Source organism: Rhizobium sp. L9 (genome assembly GCF_002531885.1).
Classification (GTDB): domain Bacteria; phylum Pseudomonadota; class Alphaproteobacteria; order Rhizobiales; family Rhizobiaceae; genus Rhizobium.
The window spans coordinates 1-23,933 of the sequence record NZ_NWSZ01000030.1; the positions used below are offsets into that span (position 1 = coordinate 1).

Sequence of the window (23,933 nt, forward strand, 5' to 3'; positions counted from 1 at the left end):
CTCGGCCCTTCGAGCACCCTGCTCGGCGTCAGACATGCTGATTGTGTCGGCATGGCCACCAAATCAGCCCCGCTTACCCGGCTAAGCGGCTGGAGTTTGCAACGGTATAGGGGGCTAGTGCCATGATTTGTTTGGTATTGATCCAGAAATGGAAGTAATATTGAGGTTTAGTTCCTTTACTTTCTGCTGTCTTCTCACGACATGTAGTTGCTGTCACTTTTGAGCGGAGACGAGGAGCTTTCGCAGGGATGAAGCTGAGCGGCGGCTGCTGATCAAAAATGCGTCGGGATATCGACTGTGGCTCCGGAGAGGAGCGGGCGCGCCACGTTGATTGATGCAAGGAGCGGCGCTGCGGCGTGTCCTTCGAGGCTCCGCCCTTTGGGTTGCGTGCCTCAGCAACCGTGTTGTTGCGGTTCGCTCCATGGGGTTCGTCTTTTGATGATAGTGTTGATCATGACGATGAATTTCCGCATGGCGGCGACGAGCGCGACCTTGGGTGGTTTGCCGGCAGCGCGCAGTCGTTTGTGGAAGGCCTTGATGGCCGGACTGCAGCGAATGGCCGAGAGCGTTGCCATGTAGAGGGCGCAGCGGACGGTGGCGCGGCCGCCGGGGATGTGGCGCTGGCCACGCCAGGTGCCGCTGTCGTGGGCGACCGGCGCGACGCCCAAGAGAGCCTCACCCTGAGGTGCCCGTAAGGGCCTCGAAGGTCGGCGCGGGTGCGCAGGTGTCAAATGACAAGGAGCGGTGTTGCCGCACGCTCCTCACGGGCTGCCGAAGAGGAGCCGCCCTCATGGCGCACGGCCACCAAGGCCGCTAGCCGCTGCCCTGCTCCTTGTCCGCAGCCGCTGCCGAAACCAGCCCGCGTTGCGCGCGCTTCACCCCATCGGGAAGCTGAAACCAATCGTGCCTGGACTCCTCGTAGACGGAAACCAGGGGCGGTGGAAATGCCGGGTCGGCGAACGCGCCAACGGCGACGATGTAGAGGTCGGGATTGAAATCGCCTTCCCAGTATAGGGACGTGCCGCAGTTCGGGCAGAAATGGAATCGCACCTTGCGCCCCTGCGCGGCATCCCGCTCAAAGATCCTGCGATCCCCCTCGATCATCACTTCCGCCTTCGCGAAGATCGCGCCGCTGCCGGCCACGGCGCCGGTTCTGCGCTGGCAATCGCGGCAGTGGCAGATGCTCACCATGAGCGGATCGCCCGATGTCTTTGCGCGGAGTGATCCGCAATGGCATTGCGCAAGCCTGTTCATCCGTCACCTCGGTTGCTTTTTGCTGATCTTGTTCGTGGTCGGTTAGAGCGCTGCGTCCCATGAGAAGCGTAGGAGGTTACCGTGCCGGCGCTCAAGAGCACTTCAAGGGGCGTGGGTGCGAGTCGCGTCGAAAGGAGCGGCGTTGCTGCGAGTGCTTCGAGGCTCCGCCCTGCCGGCTGCGCACCTCGGCATGAGGGTTGGCGGAGGATGCCGTGGCTGACGTCCGTTGGTGAGTGCCGCGGTCGACGAGAGGCGTTGGAGGTGTCGGCGCCCATGAGGGCGTGACCCTGCGGTGCCCCATGAGGGCTTCGAACGGCGTGGGGGTGTGATATCGATCTGACAGAAGCCCGGCGCGGGAGAGTGCGCCGGGCTTCGATAGTGACCGACAGCATGGGAGGAGGAGTGCTGTCTATCGAGCCAAAGCAGCTACGGAGGGCAGCGCTTCGGCTCGTCACGAGGTAGTGCCGCAATGCGGCGAATTCAAGCCGATATCTACCAGCGATATCGCGCAGATGATCTCGTGCGTCGTTGTCCGCGGACAACCCGCGAGGCGGCGCTTATGGTCAGTCGGCAACGAGGGCCGCGAAGTTGCCGCCAAATGACGCCAGTTGGCGTCGTGGCCTGCCGTGCCGCTGGTTTGCTTTTGTGCTCGACAGCGGCGGGTCAGCGGCTTTCCGGCGCAGGTTCTGCAAGATCTTCTTTCGGCATGTGAGGCAGGCATCTCCTGGGTCGGTTGTCCGCGGACAACGGATGTAGCTGATGCATCATCTTGTCCGCGCTTGCTGCTGCCGGGAAGGTTCCTAGTTGGCTTTCCGCTTCTATGTTAATGTTCGGCATGGCTTCATGTGAGGGGTCGATGGACAGGAAGCTCGCGGCAATCTTAGCGGCCGACGTCGTCGGGTACTCGGCGTTGATGGAGCGGGACGAGACGGGCACGTTCGAGCGTCTCACCGCGATGCGCAAAGCGCTGATCGAACCAGAAATCACCAAGCGACGCGGCTGCATCTTCAAGCTCATGGGCGACGGCTTGCTGGCGGAATTCGGCAGCGCCGTGGATGCTGTGGAATGCGCGGTGTCGGTGCAGCGCGCGCTGAACGAGCGAAATGCGAAGGTACCGCAAAACGAGCGGCTGGAGCTGCGGATTGGGCTCAATCTCGGTGAAGTCATTGTCGACGGCGAAGACCGCTATGGAGAAGGCGTCAATGTGTCGGCGCGTCTGCAGCAACTCGCTGATCCCGGTGGCATCTGCATCTCCGGCAAAGTCGTGCGGGAGGTCGAAAAGACACTTGCCTTCGGATTTGAATCGATGGGGGAGCAGCAGGTCAAGAATATCACCGAGCCGATCACGGTGCATCGCCTCGTGCAGGAAGGGACTTCGCCGGAGACGCGATTGGCAAGGCCACCTGCCCTGCCGAATAGGCCGTCGATAGCCGTGTTGGCCTTTGAAAACATGAGCGGCGATCCAGAACAGGAGTATTTTGCGGATGGACTGGTCGAGGATGTCATCACCAACCTTTCCAAAATTCCGAGCCTGTTCGTCATCGCGCGAAACTCCACCTTCGCATACAAACATAAGGCCATCGACGTCAGGCAGATCGCCAGAGAACTAGGTGTCCGCTATGTGCTGGAAGGCAGTATCCGGCGATCAGCGAACCGGTTGCGCATCACTGCGCAACTGATCGAAGGGCGGGACGCAACCCATATCTGGGCCGACAGGTTTGAGGGCGCAGCCGAGGACATTTTCGATCTGCAGGATCAGTTGACCGAGCGGATCGTTGGTACACTTGAGCCGACGATCCGGCGGGCGGAGATCGAGCGCGCGCGCCGCAAACGGCCAGGCAGCCTGGATGCCTATGATTTTTTTCTCCGCGCGTTGCCGCACAGTTATGCCAACACGCCGGCGGAGTCCGATGAAGCCCTGCGGTTGCTGAGAGAGGCCTTGCGTCTTGATCCCGACTACGCCTGCGCACATGGCTATGCCGCCTGGGGATACGAGCAGCGTTTCCTGCGCGGCGGCTTCCATCCCGAGGATAGAGCCGCTGCGCTTAGACACGCGCACGCGGCCCTCGCGACCGGCCGGGACGATCCGCAGGCGCTTTGCCTCGGAGCTTTCGTCCATGCCACGATAACCCACGGTTACGAGCGCTCGATCAACGCGCTTGACAGGGCACTGATGCTGGACGGCAATTCGTCGCTCGCTTACGGACTAAGCGCGATGGTCCACATGTTCAACGAAACTTACGACCAGTCACGCGACCATGCATTCAAGGCGCTTCGGCTAAGCCCACTCGATCCAATGAACTACCATTCCTATCTCGCATTGGCTTGGGTCAGCCTGTTTACCTCGCAGTTCGAGGACGCGGTAAAGTATTCAGCTCTCGGCATCCAGGTGAACCCCGGTTTTAGCATCCTTCATGCCAGCCTGGTGGCAAGTTATGCCAATCTCGATCGGCTGGAGGCCGCTCGAGCCGCTGCCGGGCGCCTCCTGCAGGTCGCGCCTGGCTGGACGATAGGCGAGTTTGTCCGGATGGACGTGGTGCGGCCTCAGCTAATGAATGGGCTGGCGTTGGCGTTGCGCAAGGCCGGCCTGCCGGAATAGAATTGCCTTCCATCCAGTGGCTCACGGGCGCGAATTTGCCCTTCTGGCGCCGCAAGGATGCTCTGCCCGCGAAAGTGCATGAACCATGGCTTTGCCGCAGTAACGAAAGCAACGGTCGATTTGGCTTCCGTACGAGAAATTATACACGTAGAATCATCGGCTTAAGATTTTCTAAGCCGAGGCAGTTCCTGCCTTGCGGCGCTTGGAGCGGCAGCGGGCGCCCTCCCCTCACTCGAGATCTCCGGAGGAAGGCAACGGCTTGCATCCTTTAGCCGCACCCGGCGTTATCCACGAAGCAATTCGGAGGATAGGGTAATGGCTGATGCGCTCCACCTCAAGAGATATCCCCTCGCCACGGCGATGGTCGCCGCCGCCGTCGGGGCGATCGTGTTTATGCAGGCAAGGCAGCGCAGCTCGCTGGCGCCGCCGGCGGCAGTCGCCTGGTCCGGTGACGATCACGGGCGCAGCGCGGCGACACCCGAGGCCATTCCGATGAGCGGCCTTCGGGATGTGTTCTGGCGCGTCTTCCATGAGGTCCTCGACGACCGGATCACCCTCATTGCGGCGGGCGTGACCTTCTATCTGCTCCTGGCACTGTTTCCGGCCTTGGCGGCCTTGGTCTCGCTTTATGGCCTGGTGGCGGATCCCATCACCATCTCCGAACATCTTCGCGAGCTCGCCGTGCTTCTGCCGCCCGGCGCCTTCGATCTTCTTGCCGATCAGATCAAGGCGCTGGTCGAAAACCGCGAGAGCACGCTCGGCATTACCTTTTTCGTCGGTCTTGGCATTGCACTGTGGAGCACGCATAGCGGCACGCTGGCGATCTTCGACGCAATGAACGTCGCCTATGAGGAGAGGGAGAAGCGCAGCCTGGTGCGGCTGAATCTGATCGGGCTCTGCTTTACCCTCTGCGCGATGGTTTTTGCGGTCGTCATGGTGGCGCTCGTGGGCGTGATGCCTGTCGTGCTCTCCTATCTCTGGCTCGACCAGTTCCAGGAGCAGATGGCGCTTCTCTTGAGATGGCCGCTGCTTCTCTTCGTCGCCGCGGTTGCCGTGACCTTGGTCTACCGTTTCGGTCCGAGCCGCGAGCCCGCCAGGATCCGGTGGATGACATGGGGCGCGGGGCTGACTGCGCTCGCCTGGGCCGCCATGTCGCTTGGCTTCTCCTTCTATCTCGAGCATTTCGCCAATTACAACGCGACCTACGGCACCCTTGGCGCGTTGATCGGCTTTCTCATCTGGATTTGGCTTTCCGTAGTCATTCTCATTGTCGGCGCGGAGCTCAATGCCGAGCTGGAGCATCAGACGGCGCGGGACACGACGACGGGCCATCCGCTGCCAATGGGTGCGCGCGGCGCCTATGTCGCCGATACTCTGGGCGAGATCGCGAGCTGAGCGTCTCGGCACGAGGCCGAAAGGGTGAGCGGTTTTCGGACGACATCATGCGCCGCTCTTAATCGAGCAGTCTCGATGACTGCTCCCCGATTTGATGTATCCTGTCCTTCGGCAGGTTCGACAGAGGAGACGATCATGACCGCCCCGCATCCTTCCAAAACCCATATCGGCAATCATGCCCTGCATCCCGAAACGCAGATGCTGAACTATGGCTACGATCCCGAACTTTCGGAAGGGGCGGTCAAGCCGCCGGTGTTTCTGACCTCCACCTTCGTCTTCAATTCCGCCGAGGATGGCCGCGATTTCTTCGATTATGTCTCCGGCCGTCGCGAGCCGCCGGCCGGCAAGGGCGCCGGCCTCGTCTATTCGCGCTTCAATCATCCGAACAGCGAGATCGTGGAAGACAGGCTCGCCGTTTACGAGCGGACGGAAAGCGGTGCGCTCTTCTCTTCCGGCATGGCGGCGATCGCCACCACTCTATTCGCCTTCGTCCGGCCGGGGGATGCGATCCTGCATTCGCAGCCGCTCTATGGCGGCACGGAAACCTTACTCGCGAAAACCTTCCTCAACTTCGGCGTCGCCGCGGTCGGCTTTGCCGATGGCGTCAGCGAGGCATCGGTGCAGAAGGCGGCGGACGAGGCGGTCGGCAAGGGTCGCGTGTCCGTGATCCTGATCGAGACGCCCGCCAACCCGACCAACAGCCTGGTGGACGTTGCGATGATCCGGCGCGTGGCCGATGCAATCGGCGCAAGGCAGGGGCATGTACCGGTCGTCGTCTGCGACAATACCCTGCTCGGGCCGGTCTTCCAGCGGCCGATCGAGCATGGCGCCGATATCTCGCTTTATTCGCTGACCAAATATGTCGGCGGCCATTCCGATCTGATCGCCGGCGCCGTCCTCGGACGCAAGGCAGTCATCAAGCAGGTCAAGGCGCTGCGCGGCGCGATCGGCACGCAGCTCGATCCGCATTCCTGCTGGATGCTCGGCCGGTCGCTCGAAACGCTGCAGCTGCGCATGGAGCGGGCGAACAGCAATGCGCGCGCCGTCGCCGATTTCCTGCGCGATCACCCGAAGGTCGAAACGGTTCATTATCTCCCCTACCACGATCCGGATTCGCCGTCGGGCCGCACCTTCGCCGCGCAATGCACCGGCGCCGGCTCGACCTTCTCCTTCGATATCCGCGGCGGCCAGCCGGCCTCCTTCAAATTCCTGAACGCGCTGCAGGTCTTCAAGCTCGCCGTCAGCCTCGGTGGCACGGAGTCGCTCGCAAGCCACCCCGCCGCCATGACGCATTCCGGCGTGCCGGCCGATGTCAGGGAGCGCATTGGCGTCTTGGAATCGACAATCCGGCTGTCGATCGGCATCGAGCATCCGGATGATCTGATCGCCGATCTGGAGCTGGCGCTGCAGGCTGTTTGAACGGGGCGCACGGAATCGATGCCCGGCGGCGCCGGGCATCGAGGTTGAGGTTACTTGTCGTCTGTCGTCAGATCCGTCTCGTCGGTATTGAGCACGAACACCGCAAGCAGGCGCGCCGGTTTTGTCTTGCTGGCATTCTTGCTGACGGCGTGATGATCGCCGGGAAATTCGGGAAAGCTCTCGCCGGCCTTGTAGGTCTTCGCCGGCCCGTCATTCACCTTGCTAGTGATCGCCCCTTCGAGAACGGTGGCGTAGATGAAGGCCGACTTCGGGTGCGTATGGCCGGGCGACTGGCCCCCCGGTTCATATTCCACCAGCACGGCCTTCATGCTCTTGCCGGCAACATTGGGCAGCTTCTGGTCAAAGACGAGGGTCACCTTGGCTTTGCCGCCAGCGGCGTCAGCCTGAGTGCCGGCGGCAAGGACAAGCGCAAAGGCCGCCGCCGAGATTATTTTCCTAAGCATGTCTGGTCTCCTCCGATGATGGGAATAGGTCGACAGGCGACGCTTCGCCGTCACGCGCTTTTTTTCTGGGGGGGCTGCTGGCGCAGCCAGTCGTCGAAGCGAATCTTGCCGAGCCGGGCATTAGCGCCGGCGACGAGCGAAGTGTCATCGAGCTCGACGCCGAAATAGCGGGCGTGCGGATCGGCCGTCACTTGGCGCGGATCGTGCGTCGCCTTGAAGAGCCGTGTCACGATATCGGTCAGGCGGATCTTTTCCGGGCCACCGATTTCGATCGTGCCGTTCACGGGTGCTGCGAGCGCCACTTCGGCCATGACGTCGGCGACATCGTCCGAGGCGATCGGCTGCAGATAGGCCGGCGACAGGTGCACGGTCTGGCCGACTGTGTTCGCCTGGGCGATGCCGGCCATAAATTCATGGAACTGAGTGGAGTGCACGATGGTATAGGGAATGCCGGAGCTCTTGATCAGCTCTTCCTGCGCCATCTTGGCCCGCATGTAACCGCTGCCCTGCAGCCGCTCCATGCCGACGATCGACAGCGCGATGTGATGTCTCACGCCCGCCGCAGCCCCGGCCTTGAGCAGGTTGCGGCCCGACGTCTGGAAGAATTCGAGCACGGCCTCGTCTTCGAAGGAAGGCGAGTTGGCGAGGTCTAGCACCACCTGCGCCCCGGCTAGCGCTTCGGCGACGCCTTTGCCGGTGATCGTGTCGACGCCCGAATTCGGCGAGGCCGCCAAAACGTCGTGTCCCTTCTTGCGCAACCTTTCCACCGTCTTCGAGCCGATGAGGCCGGTCCCGCCGATAACGATGATCTTCATGGTAATCTCCCTTGTTTACGAGGAATATCCTCTGTTGATCTGCATTGCTGAATGAAGGCGAGCAGGAACTGCTCGGAGTCCCGAAACCGCGCACTTCACGAGGCCAGGCGGCTTCATTGGCCGGAACTGATCGCCAGCAGAATGCGCCGGATTGCGGGTCCGAACCATTCTCTCTCGGTCGCTGTCGACCTATGCCAAGGCAGTAGGGCGGCGCGCTGGTGTCGCCCCTCATCCGCCTGCCGCCACCTTCTTGGATGCGCAAAATGTAGGATACTGATGCCTGCCGGGCGGGTGGCCGCCCGCCCGGCAGCTGGTTGTCGGATCGTCACCTTCTTAGCCGTTTGGGGCTGTGGGGAGCAGGATCGCAACCGGCTCTTCATCTGGCCCGTGTGGTTGCAGGAACCTTGGGGTTCGTATCCAAGACAGGGACGACGAAGATGACCGATAATAGCATGATTTGTGCCGGAATCGATGTCGGCAAAAGCCATCTCGACATTGCCCTCCATCCCGGTAAGGCAAGGCTGAGGGTCACGTACGACACCGCTGGCCTGAAGGCGCTTGACGCCTTTCTTCGAGAGCATGACGTCAGCCGCATCGGCTTTGAAGCCTCCGGCGGCTATGAATGGCGGCTGCTGGCGCATCTGCGGGCCGGCAAGCGGCCAGCGGCGCGTCTGCAGCCGGCGCAATTGCGCTTCTTTGCCAAGAGCCGGCTCAAGCGGGCCAAGAACGATCGGCTCGATGCCGTGCTGATTGCGCTCTTCACGGCAAGTCTCGAGCAGTTCCATGCTCTCTCGAAAGACGATGGACGCCACGATACCAGCAAAAATTAAACATGATTGCTCCCCGCGCGCGGGGAGCAGGGACATGCCGCAACGTCTCGGTTCCTCACCGACCTCTCGTATGGCACGTCCCCTCTCCCCGTTTTTACGGGGAGAGTGTTTGGGTGAGGGGTAGCTTCCGGGTCCGAACCGGGCAGACTTGCCTTTCTATCAGGAAAGCCTGACTGCCTCGAACAGCGCCGTCAGTCCTATGCCGCCGCCGATGCCGATCATGGCGAGACCGGTGGCGGCGGGCCTCCGACCATCCCCGCGGATGAGCTGGCTGTAGAGCCGGGTCACGAGGATCGCGCCGGAGGCGCCGAAGGGATGGCCGAGCGCCAGGGCGCCGCCCTCTTTGTTGACCGCGTCGGCTGATATATCCAGCTGATCGAGCGACGCCAGAACCTGCGCCGCGAAAGCCTCGTTGAATTCGATGGCGTCGATCGCGGAAAGCGACAGGTGAGGCTGGCGCTGCAGAAGCTTGTCAGTCGAGGCGACCGGACCGATGCCGAGCAGGTTGGGGTCGACGCCGGCGGCGGCGCTGTCGATGAAGGCGAGGCATGTTTCGATGCCGAGGCTTCTGGCCATGCCGCGCCTCATGACGAGCACCAGGCAGGCGCCGTCATTCACAGGGCAAGCATTGCCTGCCGTCACCGAGCCATCCGCCAGGAAAACGGGTTTCAGCTTTGCGAGCGCCTCGAGCGAGGTCGTCGGGCGCGGACATTCGTCTCGCGTTACGGGGCCGCTGGCGGTGGCGATCTCGACGATCTCCGGCCGGAAGCGGCCTGCTTCGGCCGCTGCGACGGCGAGCCGGTGGCTGCGTAGGGCGAACTCATCCTGCCTCTGGCGCGAGATGTCAAATTTGCGCGCAACATTTTCGGCGGCGCCACCCATCTCGGGATCGCCGATCGCCTCAGGTGAAAACCGCGCCCGCCCGTAAAAGCGCGGCACGGCGCCATTCGTCTTCGGTCGTTCCACGCGCCACGGCGCAGTGCTGACGCTTTCGACGCCGCCGGCAAGGAAACACGAACCGGCCTTCGCCTGGATCAGCCGAGCGGCCATGATGATCGCTTCGAGGCCGGAACCGCATTGCCGGTCGATCGCAACACCGGGAACGGCCATGGGCAGGCCGGCATGGAGGGCGGCCAGCCGGCCGATATTGCCGCCGCCGCCGGCGGCATTGCCGACCAGCACGTCGTCGATGGCATCGGGCGCAACGCCTGTTTCTGCGACGATCCGGCGGATGATGGGGGTAAGCAGGTCTTCGGCTGCAACCGTCGACAGCGAGCCGAAGGCCCGGGCGATCGGCGTGCGGTAGGCGGCGACCACGACCGGCTGCCAATCCTCGTCAGGCTGATAGGCGTAGGACAAGACCGTCTCCCGAGATCACCGATGCCTCTACCTGCCCCCTGGATATCTTGCCGCTGCTCGTCATCGGCCAGGAGGCGATATGGTAGAACTGCCTGGGGATCTTGAACCTTGCAAGCCTGCCTGCGCAATGCTCGGCAAGCATTTTCGCATCCATCGCTTCCCCCGAGACGACGGCAACGATGCTTTGGCCGTAATAGGGGTCCGGCCGCCCGAAGACGACGGCATCTTCGACGCCGCGGCAGGTTTTGAGCGCGCTCTCGACTTCGGCGGGATAGACGTTGTTGCCGCCCGATATCATCATGCCGCCCGCCCGGCCGATCACCCGCAGCATGCCGTTTGCATCGATCTCGCCGAGATCGCCGACAGTCGCGCCCGCCGGGGTGACCCGGAACGCCTGGCCGTCGTCGCCCCAGAGATAGCCGTCGGCAATCAGGTCGCTGTTGACGAAGATGGTGCCCGGCACATCGGTGCCGACATCGTTTTCCTCCGGGTCGCGAATGGAGAGTTCGACGCCGGGATAGGCTCGCCCGACTCGGTCGATCGGAAAATCGGTCGCGGCGCCAACGAGCGTCGAAACGGTCATGAAACCGATCTCGGAGGCGCCGCAATATTCCCGGATGCGCGCCTTCGGAAAAAGTCGGCGCATGGATTGGACTTCGTTGAGGTTCAGCTTGGCGCCGGCGGTCAGCACGTCGCGTAAGGATTGAATCGGCTCGCTCCATGCCCGGGCAATGCCCGCTATATGGGTAGGCACGGCAACCAGCCGCTCTATCTTTTCTGAGGAGAGAATGCGCGCGACCGCGCCGGCATCCCATTTCCCGATCGAATGGAAGGTTGCTCCGGCATCGAGCGCTTCGACGAGTGCGTAAAGCGCGAGCCCATGCGCCAGCGCTCCCGGGCACAGGGTCGAGGGCGCGTCCTGGAGTTCGAACACGAGACGCCCCCGATCGAGGCTTCGGCGCCACTGTTCGCGCGAGCGGTAATAGGCCTTCGGTTCGGCTGTCGTGCCCGAGGTGAAGCCGATCAGGAAGATCCCCTCGGCATCGACGGGCATGTCGTCTCCCGTCGCGGCGAGGTCAAAGGGCTCCGCGCCGGCGACGATCACGGGAACACCGAGCCGGCGGCCGATCTCGGCGCTTGCGCTGGCAGCATCATCGACGACAAGCGCGTCAGGCGCCAGGCGCTCGACGATGCGCTCGATCGTTGCCTCCGGCATCATCGGATCGATGACAGCGCAGGCATTCGCCAGTGCGGTGGCGGCGATAAAATACTCTGCAAAACCGATGTGATTGCCGAGGCTGACCGCTACAAGCTTCTCGACGCCGGGAAGATCGAATGAACGGCCGTTCGAGCGCGGAAGCGCCTGGATGAACCGGTTGATCGCGCCGGCGCGGCTATAGAGTTCGCCATAGCTCTGGGAGCCACCGTCGATCGCGACTGCCGGCTTGTCCGGTCTCTCTGTGGCGTGTCGAAGAAGCTCCGCGTGGATCGGCATGGGTCAGCCCTGCGGCAAGGCGGCTCTCGTCGCCTCGGGGATAGGCGTCGGGCGGCTGTCGGAAAGGCCGACGCAGACCCAGACGAGGCCGGCCGAGGCGCAATGGGCGCCGTCGCGCTGGCGATAGAGCTCGATCGTAAAGGAGAGGCTTGACCGCCCGATCTTCTCGACCTTGACCTTCGCCTCGACGATATCGTCGACGTCGATCGGGTTGTGAAAGGTGATCTCCGCCTTCTTCACATGATAGGCAACACCTGAGGTGGTGTGGCGGAAGTGGCTGAGGATCTCCCGGTGGCGCAGGAACTCAACGACCGCATCCTCGCAATAATCGAGGTAAACCGAATTGTGGACATGGCCATAAATGTCGATGTCTCGCATCGAGACCCGGAACGATGCTAAAGGCCTGTCGTCAACGCTCATTCGATCACCGAAATTTCGAAGGCGTGTTCTAACCGACTGTGTGGGGGATGCAAATGCAATATCAGGCGGTCGTGCGAAAATTCGGGCCGGCCGAGGAGGTCGTCGGCATCGAACGCGCCGATCTGGCGCCGCTTTCGCGAGACCAGGTTCGCGTTCGCCTGCTGGCGCGCTCGATTAATCCCTCCGATATCATCACCATCTCTGGCGCCTATGCCGGCCGCACGACCCTGCCCTTCATTCCAGGCTTCGAAGCCTTCGGGGTGGTCGAAGAATGCGGCGAAGAGGTTCATGGGCTTGCGCCGGGGGCACGCGTGCTGCCGGTGCGCAGCGCCGGCGGATGGCAGGAGGTCAAGGATACCGATCCGAACTGGTGCCTTCGCGTGCCCGACGCGCTTTCGGATTTCGAGGCCGCGACCAGCTATGTCAACCCGATGACCGCCTGGCTGATGCTGCATAAGAAGATCGGGCTGAGACCCGGCATGCGTATCGCCATCAATGCCGCCGCCTCTTCGATCGGGTCTATCCTGATCGGCATGGCGAATGCCGTCAGCGTGGAGCCGATCGCAATCGTCCGCGGCGAAGAATCTCTTGCGCGCCTACATGGCCGGCTGGAGGCGGTTATCGTCGACAGGGCGGGCAGCGATCTCGCCGCCAGCCTCGCCGGCAGGTCCGGGCTCGATGCAGTGCTCGACTGCGTCGGCGGCGCGCGCGCCTCGGTACTTGCCGATGCGCTGAAGCCTGGCGGTTACTTCCTGCATTATGGTCTGCTTTCGGGTGAGAGCATCCCGCCGTCATTCTGGTCGGCCCATCCCGACATCGCCTTTTCCTATTGTCACCTCAGGGAATGGGTTCACTCCGAGGCGATGGTCGAGGTCCAGCGCGCCTATTCCGAAGTTGCTACGCAGATCGCGGGCAAGGTCATCGCGACCGAGGTGCGGGAGGTCTTTCCGCTGGAAAAGATCGGCAATGCGCTCCGCTCTGCCCTGCCTTTCCGGACGGGTGGCAAGGTGCTGCTGGCGTGAGGGGCGCCTGGGTGAGTGGAGAGAGGTTGCGACCCGAATTATTGTCCGTCGATGTTTTCATGCGGCACGCGTCAGGAAAGCGACAGCTGCGCCGCACACCAGTCCCAGACCGCGTCCACCGCCTTTCGCGGCGACGACGAGCGTTTGCGCACGAGGAAGTAATCGGGTCCGATGGTCGCCGTCGCATCCGTCACCCGCACCAGCCGCCCGGCCTCGAGATCGGCCATGACGAAAGCCCGGCAGGCGAGCACGACGCCCTGGCCGGCGAGTGCGGCGTCGAGCGCCAGTGTCGTATGGTTGAAGGCCGCGCCGGGCAGCTTCTCGCCCGTGCGCAGGAATACCGGCCAGTGATCGTGCGAGTCATGCAGAAGCGGCAGTTTGCGAAGCTGTTCGCCGCTTAAGGGCAAGGTCAGGCCCTTGACCAGATGCGGGCTTGCGACCGCGACCAGCTCCTGGGGAAACAGCAGCTGCGCCTGCAGGTTTGCCGGAAAAGGCGGGCGGGTGAGGCGCACCGCGATATCAACCTGGTCGCGGTCGAAATCGGCGAGCGCCTCGGTGGCAACCGTCCTCAGATCGATGTCGAGAAGGGCGGCATAGAGCTCGGCGAGCCGCGGGATCAACAGCCTGGTGGCGACCGTGGGGGTGGCGCTGATCGTCACCATTTCCGGCCGGTCGAGAAGCCGCCCGGTCGCTTCGGCAAGCGTATCGAAGGCGCGGGTCACGTCCGCCAGATAGGCCGTGCCATAGGCAGTGAGCGCAAGGCCGCGGGCAAGGCGTTGGAACAGCCTGAGGCCGAGCTGATCCTCCAGCGCGCGAACCTGCTGCGCGACCGCGCCCTGCGTGACGCCCAGTTCTTCGGCGGCGGCGCGGAAATTCAGCCGGCGGCCGGAAACCTCGAAGGCGCGCAGGGCATTGAGGGACGGCAGCGTGCGGCGGGATTGGTTCATCGGCATATCCAGTAGATTTTCTACAGTCTGGCAGCTTTCTTTCTCGCGCGAAAGTCCCATCAGCATCTGCCATAATGCTGCGCAAAATCGGCTATCGGAGGTTTCAATGTCTGAAGGAAAAGTCGCTCTCATCACCGCCGGCGGGTCCGGCATGGGGGCGGCGGCCGCCAGGAGGCTCGCCGCAGACGGCTATCGCGTCGCCGTTCTCTCCTCCTCCGGCAAGGGAGAGGCGCTGGCGAAAGAACTCGGCGGCGTCGGCGTCACCGGCTCGAACCAGTCGAACGACGACGTCAAGCGCCTCGTCGATCTGGCGATGGCGACGTGGGGGCGGATCGACGCTTTGGTCAATTCCGCCGGCCACGGCCCGCGAGCGCCGATCCTCGAAATCTCCGACGAGGACTGGCACAAGGGCATGGAGGTCTATTTCCTCAGCGCTGTACGCCCGACGCGCCTAGTGACGCCGATCATGGAAGCCCAGCGCGGCGGTGCGATCGTTAACATTTCGACGGCATGGGCCTTCGAGCCTTCGCCGATGTTCCCGACCTCTGCGGTCGCCCGGGCGGGACTGGCAAGCTTCACCAAAATCTTCGCCGACACCTATGCGGCCAAGAACATCCGCATGAACAACGTCCTGCCCGGCTGGATCGACAGCCTGCCGGCGACCGACGAGCGGCGGGACAGCGTTCCGATGGGCCGCTACGGCACGAGCGAAGAAATCGCCGCCACCATCGCCTTCCTCCTGTCGGAAGGTGCGGGCTACATCACCGGCCAGAACATCCGCGTCGACGGCGGCATCGCCCGTTCCGTCTGAGCGACTGCCGGTGGATCTGACTGACATCGATGCCTCGGCATGGGCGGAGCTGGAAACGGCTGCGGCGGATCCGCAGTCGGGTTTCCGCTATGTGAGCCTCTGCTCCATCGATACCGAGGCGAAGCCGCAGGCGCGCATGGTCGTGCTGCGTGCGGCCGATAGGTCGGCGCGGTGTCTCGAATTTCATACGGATACGCGCAGCTCCAAATGGCTGGAACTTTCAGTCAATCCCCGCGTCACGATCCTCGGCTTTAGCGCCGAGAGCCGGCTGCAGCTTCGGCTTCAAGGGGCGGTCGAGCTTCATGGGCCGGGAAGCGCAGGTGCTAATGCCGCGTGGGGCAGGCTGCCCGCGCGGACGCGGATGACCTATGCGGGCGGCCCGCCCGGGGACGAGCGCGCCTTCGAAACGATCGACGCGGCAGAGCCTGCGGATGAGGCCGAGGGAAAGACGCGCTTTGGCGTCTTGATCTTCCGGGCCTGGACGCTGGACTGGTTCCAGCTGCGGCAGCAGGACAATCGACGCGCGCTGTTCTGTTATGACGAAGCCGGCGCCCTCTCTTCTTGCCGCTGGGTCAATCCCTGACCTGAAATCGGCGCGCTTTCGGACGTTGAGCGGAGGCGATCAATCGTCCCTGGGGCGGTCCGACTTCGGCGTCGCCAGCCCGTGAGTTCCAGCGTCAGGATGCGAGTTTCGAGCAGGTTGAAGATCCGCAGCACTGCCTCGATCGCCGCGAAGGGCTTGGTCAGGAAATCCTTTGCGCCGAGGGAAGGCGCGCGCGACGCGTCGGCAGGGTCGCATCGGCAGCCAGCACCAGGATCGGGAGCAGCTGTCCTCGGGGACGAGTCTTGCGAAAGTCTCCGGCAGCGCGAAACCATCGAGATCGGGCATCATCAGATCGAGCAGGACGAGATCGACGGAGTGCTCGCGGAAGAGCCGCAGGGCCTCGCGCGGCGCGGTCGTGCTGATCAGCGCCGTAAAGCCCTCGCGCTTGAGGATGCGCTCTAGCAACGAAACATTGGGACACGGGGTCTTCTAGTTGCTGAGACGCCAGCGTTTCTTCGTCATGCTCGGGCTTGTCCCGAGCATCTGCTCTCGGTCGATAGGGCACAGATCCTCGGCACAAGGCAGCACAAGGCCGAGGATGACGTCGTAAAATCGGACCGCGGCGGATGGACGGCCGAGCGAAATCAGGAGTACCATCCGCGGCAGCGGCAGGTCGCCGAAACGGCCGGCCACGGGAGACGCGATGATGAAGCACAGACAGTTTCGCCTGATGTTCGCGGTGCTGGCATTTGCTTCCGCACCGCCGGTTTCCGATGCCTTTGCCGCAGCCCAGCCCATCTTCTGGAGCGCTTTGCGGCCGGCCGACCAGGCCAAGGCGACAATGCCGCTGTCGGGCAAGACGGTCAGCGGCCCGCAGGGCGAAACGTTTGCCTGGCATGACGAAGGCCAGCCCGTCGAATTGACGGGCTTCGTGCTGCCGGTCGACCAGGATGGTGATCTCGTCTACGAATTCATGCTGGTCCCCTGGGCCGGAGCCTGCAGCCACATGCCTTCCCCTCCGCCCAATCAGCTGGTCCGCGTCGTTCCGCAGGAGCCTCTGCACCTCGAAAGAATCTACGAGACCGTCACCGTAACGGGCAGCCTGCGACCCGGCTTGGACCAGGCGCAGTTCTTCATGATCGACGGCGTCCGCGTCCTTGCCTACGGCTACAGCATGAGCCATGCCCAGGTGGCGACGGCGACGGCGACCGATGATCCCGATCTGCTGACGCTCTCGCCTTTCGGCATTCTGCCTCGCTAGTGGAACGGCTTCTTGCATGAGTGCCGCCAGCCGCGTATATACATAACTATATATACGACCTGTGGAGCGTTCTCTATGCCGCAATATGCGCGCGTCTTTCAATCCGGCAATTCGCAGGCCGTCCGGCTGCCGAAGGAGTTTCGCTTCGATGTCGATCAGGTGGAAGTGACACGGGAAGGCGATGCGATCATTCTGCGGCCGCGGACCGATCACGGCGGGCGCTGGGCCTCGTTGCGCAGCGCCCTGGAGCGCGGCCTCAGCGACGATTTCATGGCGGAGGGACGTGAGCAGCCGGAAGATCAGGAGAGAACTGGCCTTCAGGACTTGTTCAAGTGATCACTCATCTCATCGATACCAATGCGGTGATTGCTCTGATCGGCCGGAAGTCCGACACGCTGCTCGCCCACGTCATGGACAGCGACGAGGGATCGATCGGGCTGTCGAGCATCGTCATGCACGAGCTCTATTACGGCGCCTACAGGAGCGCGAAAATTTCCTACAATCTCGAAACCCTGCGCCTGTTCATGGCGGATTTCCCGACCGTCGGTTTCGAGCGCGAGGATGCGCTGGCCGCTGGAGAGATCCGCGCGGCGTTGGCGGCAAAGGGAACACCGATCGGTCCTTACGATGTGCTGATAGCCGCGCAGGCGAAGACGCGGGATCTTGTTCTAATTACGAACAACGTCGGGGAGTTCCGGCGCGTGGATGGCCTGCGCGTCGAGGATTGGACGACCGGGCGGTAGCCCCGGAGAGCTTCAGCCGGCGTTTCGGCACGCACTATCCCCTCTTCACGCAGCCGGTTTATACGGAGAGGAATCCACCCTGCCTTCACTCACATCAGATGTCGAAGGCGCTCGGCAGGATCACCACGTCGCGGATCGTCACGTTGCGCGGCCGGGTCAGCATGAAGAGCACTGCTTCCGCGACGTCGCGGGGTTCGATCAGCGCGCCCGCCTCTTTTGCCTTGCGCAGGTTTTCCGCAGGCCAGTCTTTCAGCAGAGCGCTGATGACAGGGCCGGGCGAGACGGATCCGACGCGGATGCCGTTCTTGAGGAGCTGCCGCCGCATGGTCTGGACGAAGCAATGCATCGCCCATTTCGAAGGCGAATAGACCGGCTCCCACGGGACCGGGGCATGGCCCGCGACCGAACTGGTGACGATGATGTCTCCCGTCCCTCTCTCGATCATGTGCGGCATGACCGTCCGGACGTTCTTGATGACCACGTTGACGTTCAGATTGAGCATGCGGTCGATCGCATCGAGGTCGGCATCCGCCAGATCCCCGCCGATATAGGTGCCGGCATTGGCATGGAAGATGTCGAGCTGGCCGGCCTTCGAGAGAATGCCGTCCAGCAGGCCGGCGCAATCCTCGGGTTTCAGAAGGTCGAGCGGCAGCGCAATCGCCCTCTCGCCGAGCCTGCCGCAGGCCGCACTCAGCGCCGCCTCGTCCCGATCGATCATCACGACCGTGCCGCCCGCCGCGATGATCGCCTCGGTCGTCGCCAATCCAATGCCCGAGGCAGCTCCGGTAATGGCCGCGATTTTACCTTGCAAACCGTTCATATCCACTCCTCCAAATGTGTCGATCATCTATCGCATGCGGGGTCGGTCATGGCTAGAAGTTCGCGGCGTGGCGGGGATGATCTGGGCGATTGGGCGGTGGTGCCTCTGAACTCTCTTCCGTCATGCTCGGGCTTGTCCCGAGCATCTGCTTCCGGTCGATAGGGCAGCAGATCCTCGGCACAAGGCCGAGGACGACGCCGAGTAAAAATGAAACGGCTGCGGAAAAGTGGCCGGAGGCCAACCCCACACTCCTCATTCCTGTGCCTGTCACAGGAATCCAGCCACCGCGCGTCCGCGCGGTGAATGACTATTTTGAAAACAAGGGAGTTTCCTGCGCCCAAGGACTTGGGCGCGCTGGATCCCTGTGACATCCCTCGAGCGAAGCCTGAGGTCACAGGGATGAGGGAAGGATGGTGGTGCCCGCGCCCCACCAACCATCACGTGCGGCGAGGATCGGAAGCTTGGACGGTTGTAGCCGCCCCAGGACATTCACCAAAGAAACCGGGCGCGGCCGAAAGCCGCGCCCGGGCAAACTCGCTGAACCGATCAGACGAGGTCGAAGCGGTCGGCATTCATGACCTTGTTCCAGGCGGCGACGAAGTCCTTGACGAACTTTTCTTTGGCGTCGGCCTGGCCGTAGACTTCGGCGAAGGCGCGCAGCTGCGAGTGCGAGCCGAAGATCAGGTCGACGCGGGTACCGGTCCACTTAGGCGCACCCGTCTTGCGGTCGCGGCCTTCATAGACGCCGTCCTTGCCGGCGGCCGGAACCCACTGCGTGGCCATGTCGAGCAGGTTGACGAAGAAGTCGTTCGTCAGTGTCTCAGGAGCCGAGGTGAAGACGCCGTGCTCGGGATTGCCTGCCTTCAGCACGCGCAGGCCGCCGACGAGGACGGTCATCTCAGGCCCGGTCAGCGTCAAAAGCTGGGCGCGGTCGACGAGCGCTTCTTCCGGCTTCATGAACTGATGGCGCTTGTCGTTCACATAGTTGCGGAAGCCGTCGATGCGGGGCTCGAGCGGCGCGAAGGAATGCGCGTCGGTCTGGGCTTCGGACGCGTCCATGCGGCCCGGCGTGAAGGGCACGCTGACGGCGTTGCCGCCCGCTGCCGCGGCCCTTTCGACGCCGGCAGCACCGGCAAGCACGATCAGATCGGCGAGCGAGATCTTCTTAGCCCCCGTCTGGGCTGCGTTGAAGTCCTTCTGGATGCCTTCGAGAACACCGAGCACCTTGGCGAGCTGCGCCGGCTGGTTGGCTTCCCAGTCCTTCTGCGGAGCCAGGCGGATGCGCGCGCCATTGGCGCCGCCCCGCTTGTCGGAGCCGCGGAAGGTCGAGGCCGACGCCCAGGCGGTTGAGACGAGTTCCTGTACGGAAAGGCCGGTTGCGAGAACCTTTGTCTTCAGTTCGGCAATGTCCTGATCGTCGACAAGCGGATGGTCGACCGCCGGGATCACGTCCTGCCAGATCAGGTCTTCGGCCGGAACTTCAGGGCCGAGGTAGCGCACCTTCGGTCCCATGTCGCGGTGGGTCAGCTTGAACCACGCGCGGGCGAAAGCGTCGGCGAACTCACCGGGATTTTCGAGAAACCGCCGCGAGATCTTCTCGTAGATCGGATCGAAGCGCAGCGACAAATCGGTGGTCAGCATGGTCGGCACATGCTTCTTGCCCGCCTCATAGGCGTCCGGGATGGAGGGTTCGGCGTTCTTGGCCCGCCACTGGTGCGCGCCGGCCGGGCTCTTCGTCAGCTCCCACTCGTAAGCGAAGAGGTTTTCGAAGAAGTAGTTGCTCCACCTGGTCGGCGTCTGCGACCAGGTGACTTCGAGGCCGGCGGTGATCGCGTCCTTGCCGACGCCGGTGCCGAACGTGCTCTTCCAACCAAGGCCCTGGTCTTCGATCGCCCCGCCTTCCGGCTCGGCGCCGATAAAGGACGGGTCGCCTGCGCCATGGGTCTTGCCGAAGGTGTGGCCGCCGGCGATCAATGCCACGGTTTCCTCGTCGTTCATTGCCATGCGAGCGAAGGTTTCACGGATGTCTCGGGCCGCAGCGACCGGGTCGGGGTTGCCGTTCGGGCCTTCCGGGTTGACGTAGATGAGGCCCATCTGCACGGCGCCGAGCGGCTCTGCCAGCTGGCGTTCGCCGCTGTAGCGCTCATCGCCGAGCCAGGTGCCCTCAGGGCCCCAATAGAGCTCCTCGGGCTCCCAGACGTCGGCGCGGCCGCCGGCGAAGCCGAAGGTCTTGAAGCCCATGGATTCGAGCGCAACGTTGCCGGTGAGAATCAGGAGGTCGGCCCAGGAGATGCGGTTGCCGTATTTCTGCTTGATCGGCCAGAGCAGCCGGCGTGCCTTGTCGAGGTTGGCATTGTCAGGCCAGGAGTTCAGCGGTGCGAAACGCTGCTGGCCCTGGCCGGCGCCGCCGCGGCCGTCGGTGATGCGGTAGGTGCCGGCGCTGTGCCAGGCCATGCGGATGAACAGGCCGCCGTAATGGCCGAAGTCGGCCGGCCACCAGTCCTGCGAATCCGTCATCAGCGCGTGAAGATCCTTCTTCAGCGCGTCGAGATCGAGCTTCTTGAACTCCTCGGCATAGTCGAAGTCCTGGCCGAGGGGATCGGCACGGCCGGAATTGTGATGAAGAATCTGCACGTTCAGCTGGTTCGGCCACCAGTCGCGGTTGGCTCTGCCGCGCGGCGTATTGCCATGAGCTACAGGACATTTACCTGTGCTGTCAGTGGGATTGTCCATGATCGTCTCCTTCATTGCTTGATCGGTCGGCGGTTCAAAAAGATGAGCCGAGCTGACGCCCCACTCTCTCCCTGCAGTCTTCATATCGGAAGCGTTCAATAATTTTAAGTTGGATTTACTGATTGTCGCGATAAGCTGAGGTTATGAAGAATCTTACCCTGAAACAGCTACGCTATTTTGAAGCCCTGGCGCGGGATGGCCGCTTCCGCCGTGCCGCCGACGCCTGCGCCATCTCCCAGCCGGCGCTCTCCATGCAGATCAAAGAACTCGAGCAGGAATTGGGCGGCGAGCTCTTCGAGCGCAGCGCGCGCGAGGTGAAGCTTACCCCGTTCGGCCAGAGCTTCGCGCTGCGCGTCCGCGACATCCTGCGCGCCGTCGACGAATTGGGGGAGTTTGCCCGAGCCTCGCGCGAATCCTTTCTCAAGCGCCTGCGCATCGGCATCATTCCGACGATCGCGCCCTATCTGCTGCCGGCAATTATAAACGATCTCAACGAAACCTTCGCCGGAATTCAGATCGAGGTGCGCGAGACGCAGACAGGCAAGCTGGTTCATGAACTGGCGCAGGGCCAGCTCGACATGGCGATCGTCGCGCTGCCTGTGTCGGAACCCTCGCTCACCGAACTCGAGCTTTTCAAGGAAGAATTCGTGCTGGTCCGGAGGCAGGAGGATGGAGACAAGCCCGTGCCCGAGCGCGAGGCGCTGCGCGAAATGCGGCTGCTGCTGCTCGAAGAGGGCCACTGCTTCCGCGACCAGGCGCTGTCCTTCTGCAAGATCGGCCCAGCCCGCCCGCGGGAGATCATGGAAGGCAGCTCGCTCTCCACCCTCGTCCAGATGGTCGGCGCCGGCATCGGCGTCACCCTGATCCCTGAGATGGCCGTTCCGGTCGAAACACGCTCGGCCCAAGTCTCGATCTCCCGCTTCCCCTCGCCACAGCCGTCGCGGACGATCGGCATGGTCTGGCGCAATTCGACGCCGATGGCCAAGCAGCTGCAGGAAGTCGCCGAGGCGGTGCGCCGCTCGGCCGAGACGATGCGCGCGCAGGATGCGCTCACGTGACGGACCTTGGCCGTCATCTCAGCGTCTAAGACCCGCCCCTCACCTCAACTGCGGCGCTTGAACGTATGCTCGGCTGCCGGAAATTTCCGCGCGCGCACCTCCTCGGCATAAGAGGCGGCAGCGTCCGCGACCCTCTTGCCGAGCTCGTCGTAGCGCTTGACGAAACGCGGCTTGAAATCATTGAAGAGGCCGAGAATGTCGTCGGAAACCAGGATCTGGCCGTCGCAGGCGGAAGAGGCGCCGATGCCGATAGTCGGGATGTGCACGGCTGCCGTCACTTCGCGGGCCAGTGGCTCCACCGTGCCCTCGACGACGACGGCGAAGGCGCCTGAGCCGCCAATCGCATGCGCGTCGCGGCGGATCTTCGAGGTCTCGTGTTCGGAATGGCCGACGGAGCGATAGCCGCCGGCGGTGTGGACGAGCTGCGGCATCAGGCCGATGTGGCCGAGCACGGGAATGCCCCGCTTCGTCAGGAAGGCGATGGTTTCGGCCATCTCCTCGCCGCCTTCGAGCTTGACGGCGTCGCAGCCGGTTTCCTGCATGATGCGCACGGCGTTGCGGAAGGCAATCTCCTTCGATTCCTGATAGCTTCCGAAGGGCATGTCGACGACGACGCAGGCATTGGCGGCGCCGCGCATCACGGCCTTGCCATGAGCGATCATCATGTCCAGCGTCACGCCGATCGTGGTCTCCATGCCGTAGAGCACCATGCCGAGCGAATCCCCGACCAAAAGCAGGTCGCAATGCTCGTCGAGGAGGCGCGCCATCGGCGTCGTGTAGGCGGTGAGGCAGACGATCGGCTTACCGCCCTTCATGGCTGCGATCCGCGTCGGCGTCAGGCGCTTCTGAGATCCGGTGGCGCTCATTTCGTCACTCCCTTTCCCGGCTGACCGCTCATTCGGTTGTCCCGGATCATTCTGTTCCCGCTCGCCGGGCTGCTGTTGTCTCCGACAACTCTGTTGTCGAGAAGCCGCGTCGTGCCGATCCTCACGAAGAGCGCCACGACGATGGCGCCTTCGAGCGAAGCGACCGGCGCCAGTGTTTCTGCATCCCTGACGGCGACGACTTCGGGTTTCGCCAGAGGCTCGCGGCCAATAAAGGCGGTGAGTTTCGCCTCAAGTTCTTGCGCATCGGTGATGCCTTCGGCGATGAGCCGCTCGGCCTCATCGAGCGCCTGCGGAACGATCACCGCCGCGCGCCGCTCATCGGGGCTGAGATAGACATTGCGCGACGACAAGGCGAGGCCGTCGCTGTCGCGCACGGTCGGCACAGAGATCACCCGCACCGGCACGGCGAGATCTTCCACCATGCGCTTGATGATGACGACCTGCTGGTAGTCCTTCTCCCCGAAATAGGCAGTTTGCGGCTGGACGATGTTGAAAAGCTTGGTGACGACGGTGGCGACTCCGGCAAAATGGCCGGGCCTGACTGCGCCTTCGAGTTCGCGGCCGAGATCGGGAACGTCGACCACCGTCTTCATCGGGCGGGGATACATATCCTCGACGCCCGGCGCGAAGAGGAAATTCACGCCGGCCTGCTTGAGCATGGCGCCATCGCGCTCGAGATCGCGCGGATATTTGCCGAGGTCTTCGGCCGGGCCGAACTGCAGCGGATTGACGAAGATCGAGACGACGACGATGTCGTTTTCGGCCCGGGCGCGCGTGACGAGCTTGAGATGTCCGGCGTGGAGATAGCCCATGGTTGGAACAAGGCCGACGGTGCGCCCCTGCCGCTTCAGCGCATCGAGCGTGTGGCGCAGCTCTTCAATATTCGAGAAAACCCGCATACATCCTCCCCGCGGCCGGTCACTCATCTTGGGCGCGGATAAGAAATGTAATCGAAGCCCGAGGTCAATGCACTTCCGGACAAAAAACGATTAGATGCATGGCCGGCGGATCAGGCTGGCCCGGTCAGCTCGCAAATCGTATCTCACACCCGGCTTGC

General features: G+C 63.2%; 22 protein-coding genes and 2 pseudogenes. 11 read left to right on the forward strand and 13 right to left on the reverse strand.

Annotated features, from left to right (window positions below; all coding sequences use genetic code 11):
* Nucleotides 1–392 precede the first annotated feature (392 nt).
* Together CO660_RS26295 and CO660_RS26300 are read right to left on the reverse strand one after the other, a co-directional pair.
* Nucleotides 393–674 (reverse strand): annotated as a pseudogene (locus CO660_RS26295) (transposase); the annotation flags it as partial.
* 139 nt (nucleotides 675–813) lie between these two features.
* On the reverse strand, nucleotides 814–1,254 hold the full coding sequence (locus tag CO660_RS26300; RefSeq protein ID WP_097601220.1) for a GFA family protein: 441 nt from the start codon (nucleotides 1,252–1,254) through the stop codon (nucleotides 814–816).
* Between the two features lie 769 nt (nucleotides 1,255–2,023).
* Between CO660_RS26300 and CO660_RS26305 the strand changes: the two genes are divergently transcribed.
* From CO660_RS26305 to CO660_RS26315, 3 genes are all read left to right on the forward strand, one after another.
* Nucleotides 2,024–3,853: an adenylate/guanylate cyclase domain-containing protein gene (locus CO660_RS26305; protein WP_141504919.1), complete on the forward strand. Its 1,830-nt coding sequence runs from the start codon at nucleotides 2,024–2,026 to the stop codon at nucleotides 3,851–3,853.
* Between the two features lie 315 nt (nucleotides 3,854–4,168).
* Nucleotides 4,169–5,248 (forward strand): YihY/virulence factor BrkB family protein, encoded by a 1,080-nt coding sequence (locus tag CO660_RS26310; protein WP_097601222.1) that lies wholly within the window; start codon nucleotides 4,169–4,171, stop codon nucleotides 5,246–5,248.
* Between the two features lie 135 nt (nucleotides 5,249–5,383).
* Nucleotides 5,384–6,667, forward strand: a complete 1,284-nt coding sequence (locus CO660_RS26315) for a cystathionine gamma-synthase family protein (protein ID WP_097601223.1) — start codon at nucleotides 5,384–5,386, stop codon at nucleotides 6,665–6,667.
* A 50-nt stretch (nucleotides 6,668–6,717) separates the two neighbouring features.
* On the opposite strand, the gene CO660_RS26320 is transcribed toward CO660_RS26315, so the two are convergent.
* Nucleotides 6,718–7,131 carry a cupin domain-containing protein gene (locus tag CO660_RS26320; RefSeq protein ID WP_097601224.1) on the reverse strand — a complete coding sequence of 138 codons (414 nt, stop codon included), beginning with the start codon at nucleotides 7,129–7,131 and terminating at the stop codon, nucleotides 6,718–6,720.
* A 50-nt stretch (nucleotides 7,132–7,181) separates the two neighbouring features.
* A complete protein-coding gene (locus CO660_RS26325; RefSeq protein ID WP_097601225.1) occupies nucleotides 7,182–7,946 on the reverse strand; it encodes an SDR family oxidoreductase in 765 nt (254 codons plus the stop codon).
* 437 nt (nucleotides 7,947–8,383) lie between these two features.
* Here CO660_RS26325 and CO660_RS26330 point away from each other — a divergent pair, with 437 nt between their 5' ends.
* On the forward strand, nucleotides 8,384–8,776 hold the full coding sequence (locus CO660_RS26330) for a transposase (RefSeq protein ID WP_245421386.1): 393 nt from the start codon (nucleotides 8,384–8,386) through the stop codon (nucleotides 8,774–8,776).
* A gap of 159 nt (nucleotides 8,777–8,935) precedes the next feature.
* On the opposite strand, the gene CO660_RS26335 is transcribed toward CO660_RS26330, so the two are convergent.
* From CO660_RS26335 to CO660_RS26345, 3 genes are read right to left on the reverse strand one after another with little or no spacing between them, the layout of a single operon-like run.
* The gene (locus CO660_RS26335; protein ID WP_097601226.1) at nucleotides 8,936–10,135 is read right to left on the reverse strand and encodes a thiolase family protein; all 1,200 of its coding nucleotides are present in this window, start codon (nucleotides 10,133–10,135) and stop codon (nucleotides 8,936–8,938) included.
* Nucleotides 10,113–11,630, reverse strand: a complete 1,518-nt coding sequence (locus tag CO660_RS26340; protein ID WP_097601227.1) for an AMP-binding protein — start codon at nucleotides 11,628–11,630, stop codon at nucleotides 10,113–10,115. The genes CO660_RS26335 and CO660_RS26340 overlap by 23 nt, the downstream gene beginning before the upstream one ends.
* 3 nt (nucleotides 11,631–11,633) lie before the next feature.
* Complete coding sequence (locus CO660_RS26345) at nucleotides 11,634–12,050, reverse strand: thioesterase family protein (RefSeq protein ID WP_097601228.1); 417 nt, start codon at nucleotides 12,048–12,050, stop codon at nucleotides 11,634–11,636.
* Between the two features lie 53 nt (nucleotides 12,051–12,103).
* Here CO660_RS26345 and CO660_RS26350 point away from each other — a divergent pair, with 53 nt between their 5' ends.
* A complete protein-coding gene (locus tag CO660_RS26350) occupies nucleotides 12,104–13,072 on the forward strand; it encodes a zinc-dependent alcohol dehydrogenase family protein (protein ID WP_097601284.1) in 969 nt (322 codons plus the stop codon).
* Nucleotides 13,073–13,143: 71 nt separating this feature from the next.
* On the opposite strand, the gene CO660_RS26355 is transcribed toward CO660_RS26350, so the two are convergent.
* On the reverse strand, nucleotides 13,144–14,019 hold the full coding sequence (locus CO660_RS26355) for a LysR substrate-binding domain-containing protein (RefSeq protein WP_097601285.1): 876 nt from the start codon (nucleotides 14,017–14,019) through the stop codon (nucleotides 13,144–13,146).
* Nucleotides 14,020–14,125: 106 nt separating this feature from the next.
* Between CO660_RS26355 and CO660_RS26360 the strand changes: the two genes are divergently transcribed.
* Both CO660_RS26360 and CO660_RS26365 read left to right on the forward strand, forming a co-directional pair.
* Nucleotides 14,126–14,830 (forward strand): SDR family oxidoreductase, encoded by a 705-nt coding sequence (locus CO660_RS26360; RefSeq protein WP_097601229.1) that lies wholly within the window; start codon nucleotides 14,126–14,128, stop codon nucleotides 14,828–14,830.
* Between the two features lie 10 nt (nucleotides 14,831–14,840).
* Complete coding sequence (locus tag CO660_RS26365) at nucleotides 14,841–15,413, forward strand: pyridoxamine 5'-phosphate oxidase family protein (RefSeq protein WP_097601230.1); 573 nt, start codon at nucleotides 14,841–14,843, stop codon at nucleotides 15,411–15,413.
* Between the two features lie 39 nt (nucleotides 15,414–15,452).
* On the opposite strand, the pseudogene CO660_RS26370 reads toward CO660_RS26365, so the two are convergent.
* Nucleotides 15,453–15,848 (reverse strand): annotated as a pseudogene (locus CO660_RS26370) (response regulator); the annotation flags it as partial.
* A gap of 229 nt (nucleotides 15,849–16,077) precedes the next feature.
* On the opposite strand from CO660_RS26370, the gene CO660_RS26380 reads away from it, so the two are divergent.
* The 3 genes from CO660_RS26380 (at nucleotide 16,078) to CO660_RS26390 (ending at nucleotide 17,378) form a co-directional block, all read left to right on the forward strand.
* Nucleotides 16,078–16,635, forward strand: coding sequence for a DUF3299 domain-containing protein (locus CO660_RS26380; RefSeq protein WP_097601232.1), 558 nt, complete (start codon nucleotides 16,078–16,080; stop codon nucleotides 16,633–16,635).
* Nucleotides 16,636–16,710: 75 nt separating this feature from the next.
* Nucleotides 16,711–16,971, forward strand: coding sequence for a type II toxin-antitoxin system VapB family antitoxin (vapB, locus tag CO660_RS26385; RefSeq protein WP_085781307.1), 261 nt, complete (start codon nucleotides 16,711–16,713; stop codon nucleotides 16,969–16,971).
* The gene (locus tag CO660_RS26390) at nucleotides 16,968–17,378 is read left to right on the forward strand and encodes a type II toxin-antitoxin system VapC family toxin (protein WP_097601233.1); all 411 of its coding nucleotides are present in this window, start codon (nucleotides 16,968–16,970) and stop codon (nucleotides 17,376–17,378) included. The genes vapB and CO660_RS26390 overlap by 4 nt, the downstream gene beginning before the upstream one ends.
* Before the next feature lie 94 nt (nucleotides 17,379–17,472).
* On the opposite strand, the gene CO660_RS26395 is transcribed toward CO660_RS26390, so the two are convergent.
* The gene (locus tag CO660_RS26395) at nucleotides 17,473–18,198 is read right to left on the reverse strand and encodes an SDR family oxidoreductase (protein WP_097601234.1); all 726 of its coding nucleotides are present in this window, start codon (nucleotides 18,196–18,198) and stop codon (nucleotides 17,473–17,475) included.
* A 546-nt stretch (nucleotides 18,199–18,744) separates the two neighbouring features.
* Complete coding sequence (gene katG, locus CO660_RS26400; protein ID WP_097601286.1) at nucleotides 18,745–20,931, reverse strand: catalase/peroxidase HPI; 2,187 nt, start codon at nucleotides 20,929–20,931, stop codon at nucleotides 18,745–18,747.
* A 143-nt stretch (nucleotides 20,932–21,074) separates the two neighbouring features.
* Here katG and CO660_RS26405 point away from each other — a divergent pair, with 143 nt between their 5' ends.
* The gene (locus CO660_RS26405) at nucleotides 21,075–21,989 is read left to right on the forward strand and encodes a hydrogen peroxide-inducible genes activator (RefSeq protein ID WP_097601235.1); all 915 of its coding nucleotides are present in this window, start codon (nucleotides 21,075–21,077) and stop codon (nucleotides 21,987–21,989) included.
* Nucleotides 21,990–22,033: 44 nt separating this feature from the next.
* Here the strand turns inward: CO660_RS26405 and panB are convergent, their stop codons facing one another.
* Both panB and panC read right to left on the reverse strand, forming a co-directional pair.
* A complete protein-coding gene (gene panB / locus CO660_RS26410) occupies nucleotides 22,034–22,855 on the reverse strand; it encodes a 3-methyl-2-oxobutanoate hydroxymethyltransferase (protein ID WP_097601236.1) in 822 nt (273 codons plus the stop codon).
* Entirely contained in the window at nucleotides 22,852–23,775 is a 924-nt protein-coding gene (gene panC, locus CO660_RS26415; protein ID WP_097601237.1) for a pantoate--beta-alanine ligase, read from the reverse strand. Before panC ends, panB begins: the two co-directional genes overlap by 4 nt.
* Nucleotides 23,776–23,933: the final 158 nt, after the last annotated feature.

Excerpts from the sequence above, each read along its gene's own strand:
- CO660_RS26355 (WP_097601285.1), bottom strand. The coding sequence starts at position 14,019 with ATGAACCAATCCCGCCGCACGCTGCCGTCCCTCAATGCCCTGCGCGCC.
- panC (WP_097601237.1), bottom strand. The coding sequence starts at position 23,775 with ATGCGGGTTTTCTCGAATATTGAAGAGCTGCGCCACACGCTCGATGCG.
- vapB (WP_085781307.1), top strand. The coding sequence starts at position 16,711 with ATGCCGCAATATGCGCGCGTCTTTCAATCCGGCAATTCGCAGGCCGTC.
- CO660_RS26300 (WP_097601220.1), bottom strand. The coding sequence starts at position 1,254 with ATGAACAGGCTTGCGCAATGCCATTGCGGATCACTCCGCGCAAAGACA.
- CO660_RS26360 (WP_097601229.1), top strand. The coding sequence starts at position 14,126 with ATGTCTGAAGGAAAAGTCGCTCTCATCACCGCCGGCGGGTCCGGCATG.
- CO660_RS26330 (WP_245421386.1), top strand. The coding sequence starts at position 8,384 with ATGACCGATAATAGCATGATTTGTGCCGGAATCGATGTCGGCAAAAGC.
- CO660_RS26405 (WP_097601235.1), top strand. The coding sequence starts at position 21,075 with ATGAAGAATCTTACCCTGAAACAGCTACGCTATTTTGAAGCCCTGGCG.
- CO660_RS26325 (WP_097601225.1), bottom strand. The coding sequence starts at position 7,946 with ATGAAGATCATCGTTATCGGCGGGACCGGCCTCATCGGCTCGAAGACG.
- CO660_RS26310 (WP_097601222.1), top strand. The coding sequence starts at position 4,169 with ATGGCTGATGCGCTCCACCTCAAGAGATATCCCCTCGCCACGGCGATG.
- CO660_RS26380 (WP_097601232.1), top strand. The coding sequence starts at position 16,078 with ATGATGAAGCACAGACAGTTTCGCCTGATGTTCGCGGTGCTGGCATTT.
- panB (WP_097601236.1), bottom strand. The coding sequence starts at position 22,855 with ATGAGCGCCACCGGATCTCAGAAGCGCCTGACGCCGACGCGGATCGCA.
- CO660_RS26345 (WP_097601228.1), bottom strand. The coding sequence starts at position 12,050 with ATGAGCGTTGACGACAGGCCTTTAGCATCGTTCCGGGTCTCGATGCGA.
- katG (WP_097601286.1), bottom strand. The coding sequence starts at position 20,931 with ATGGACAATCCCACTGACAGCACAGGTAAATGTCCTGTAGCTCATGGC.
- CO660_RS26340 (WP_097601227.1), bottom strand. The coding sequence starts at position 11,630 with ATGCCGATCCACGCGGAGCTTCTTCGACACGCCACAGAGAGACCGGAC.
- CO660_RS26315 (WP_097601223.1), top strand. The coding sequence starts at position 5,384 with ATGACCGCCCCGCATCCTTCCAAAACCCATATCGGCAATCATGCCCTG.
- CO660_RS26395 (WP_097601234.1), bottom strand. The coding sequence starts at position 18,198 with ATGAACGGTTTGCAAGGTAAAATCGCGGCCATTACCGGAGCTGCCTCG.
- CO660_RS26320 (WP_097601224.1), bottom strand. The coding sequence starts at position 7,131 with ATGCTTAGGAAAATAATCTCGGCGGCGGCCTTTGCGCTTGTCCTTGCC.
- CO660_RS26350 (WP_097601284.1), top strand. The coding sequence starts at position 12,104 with ATGCAATATCAGGCGGTCGTGCGAAAATTCGGGCCGGCCGAGGAGGTC.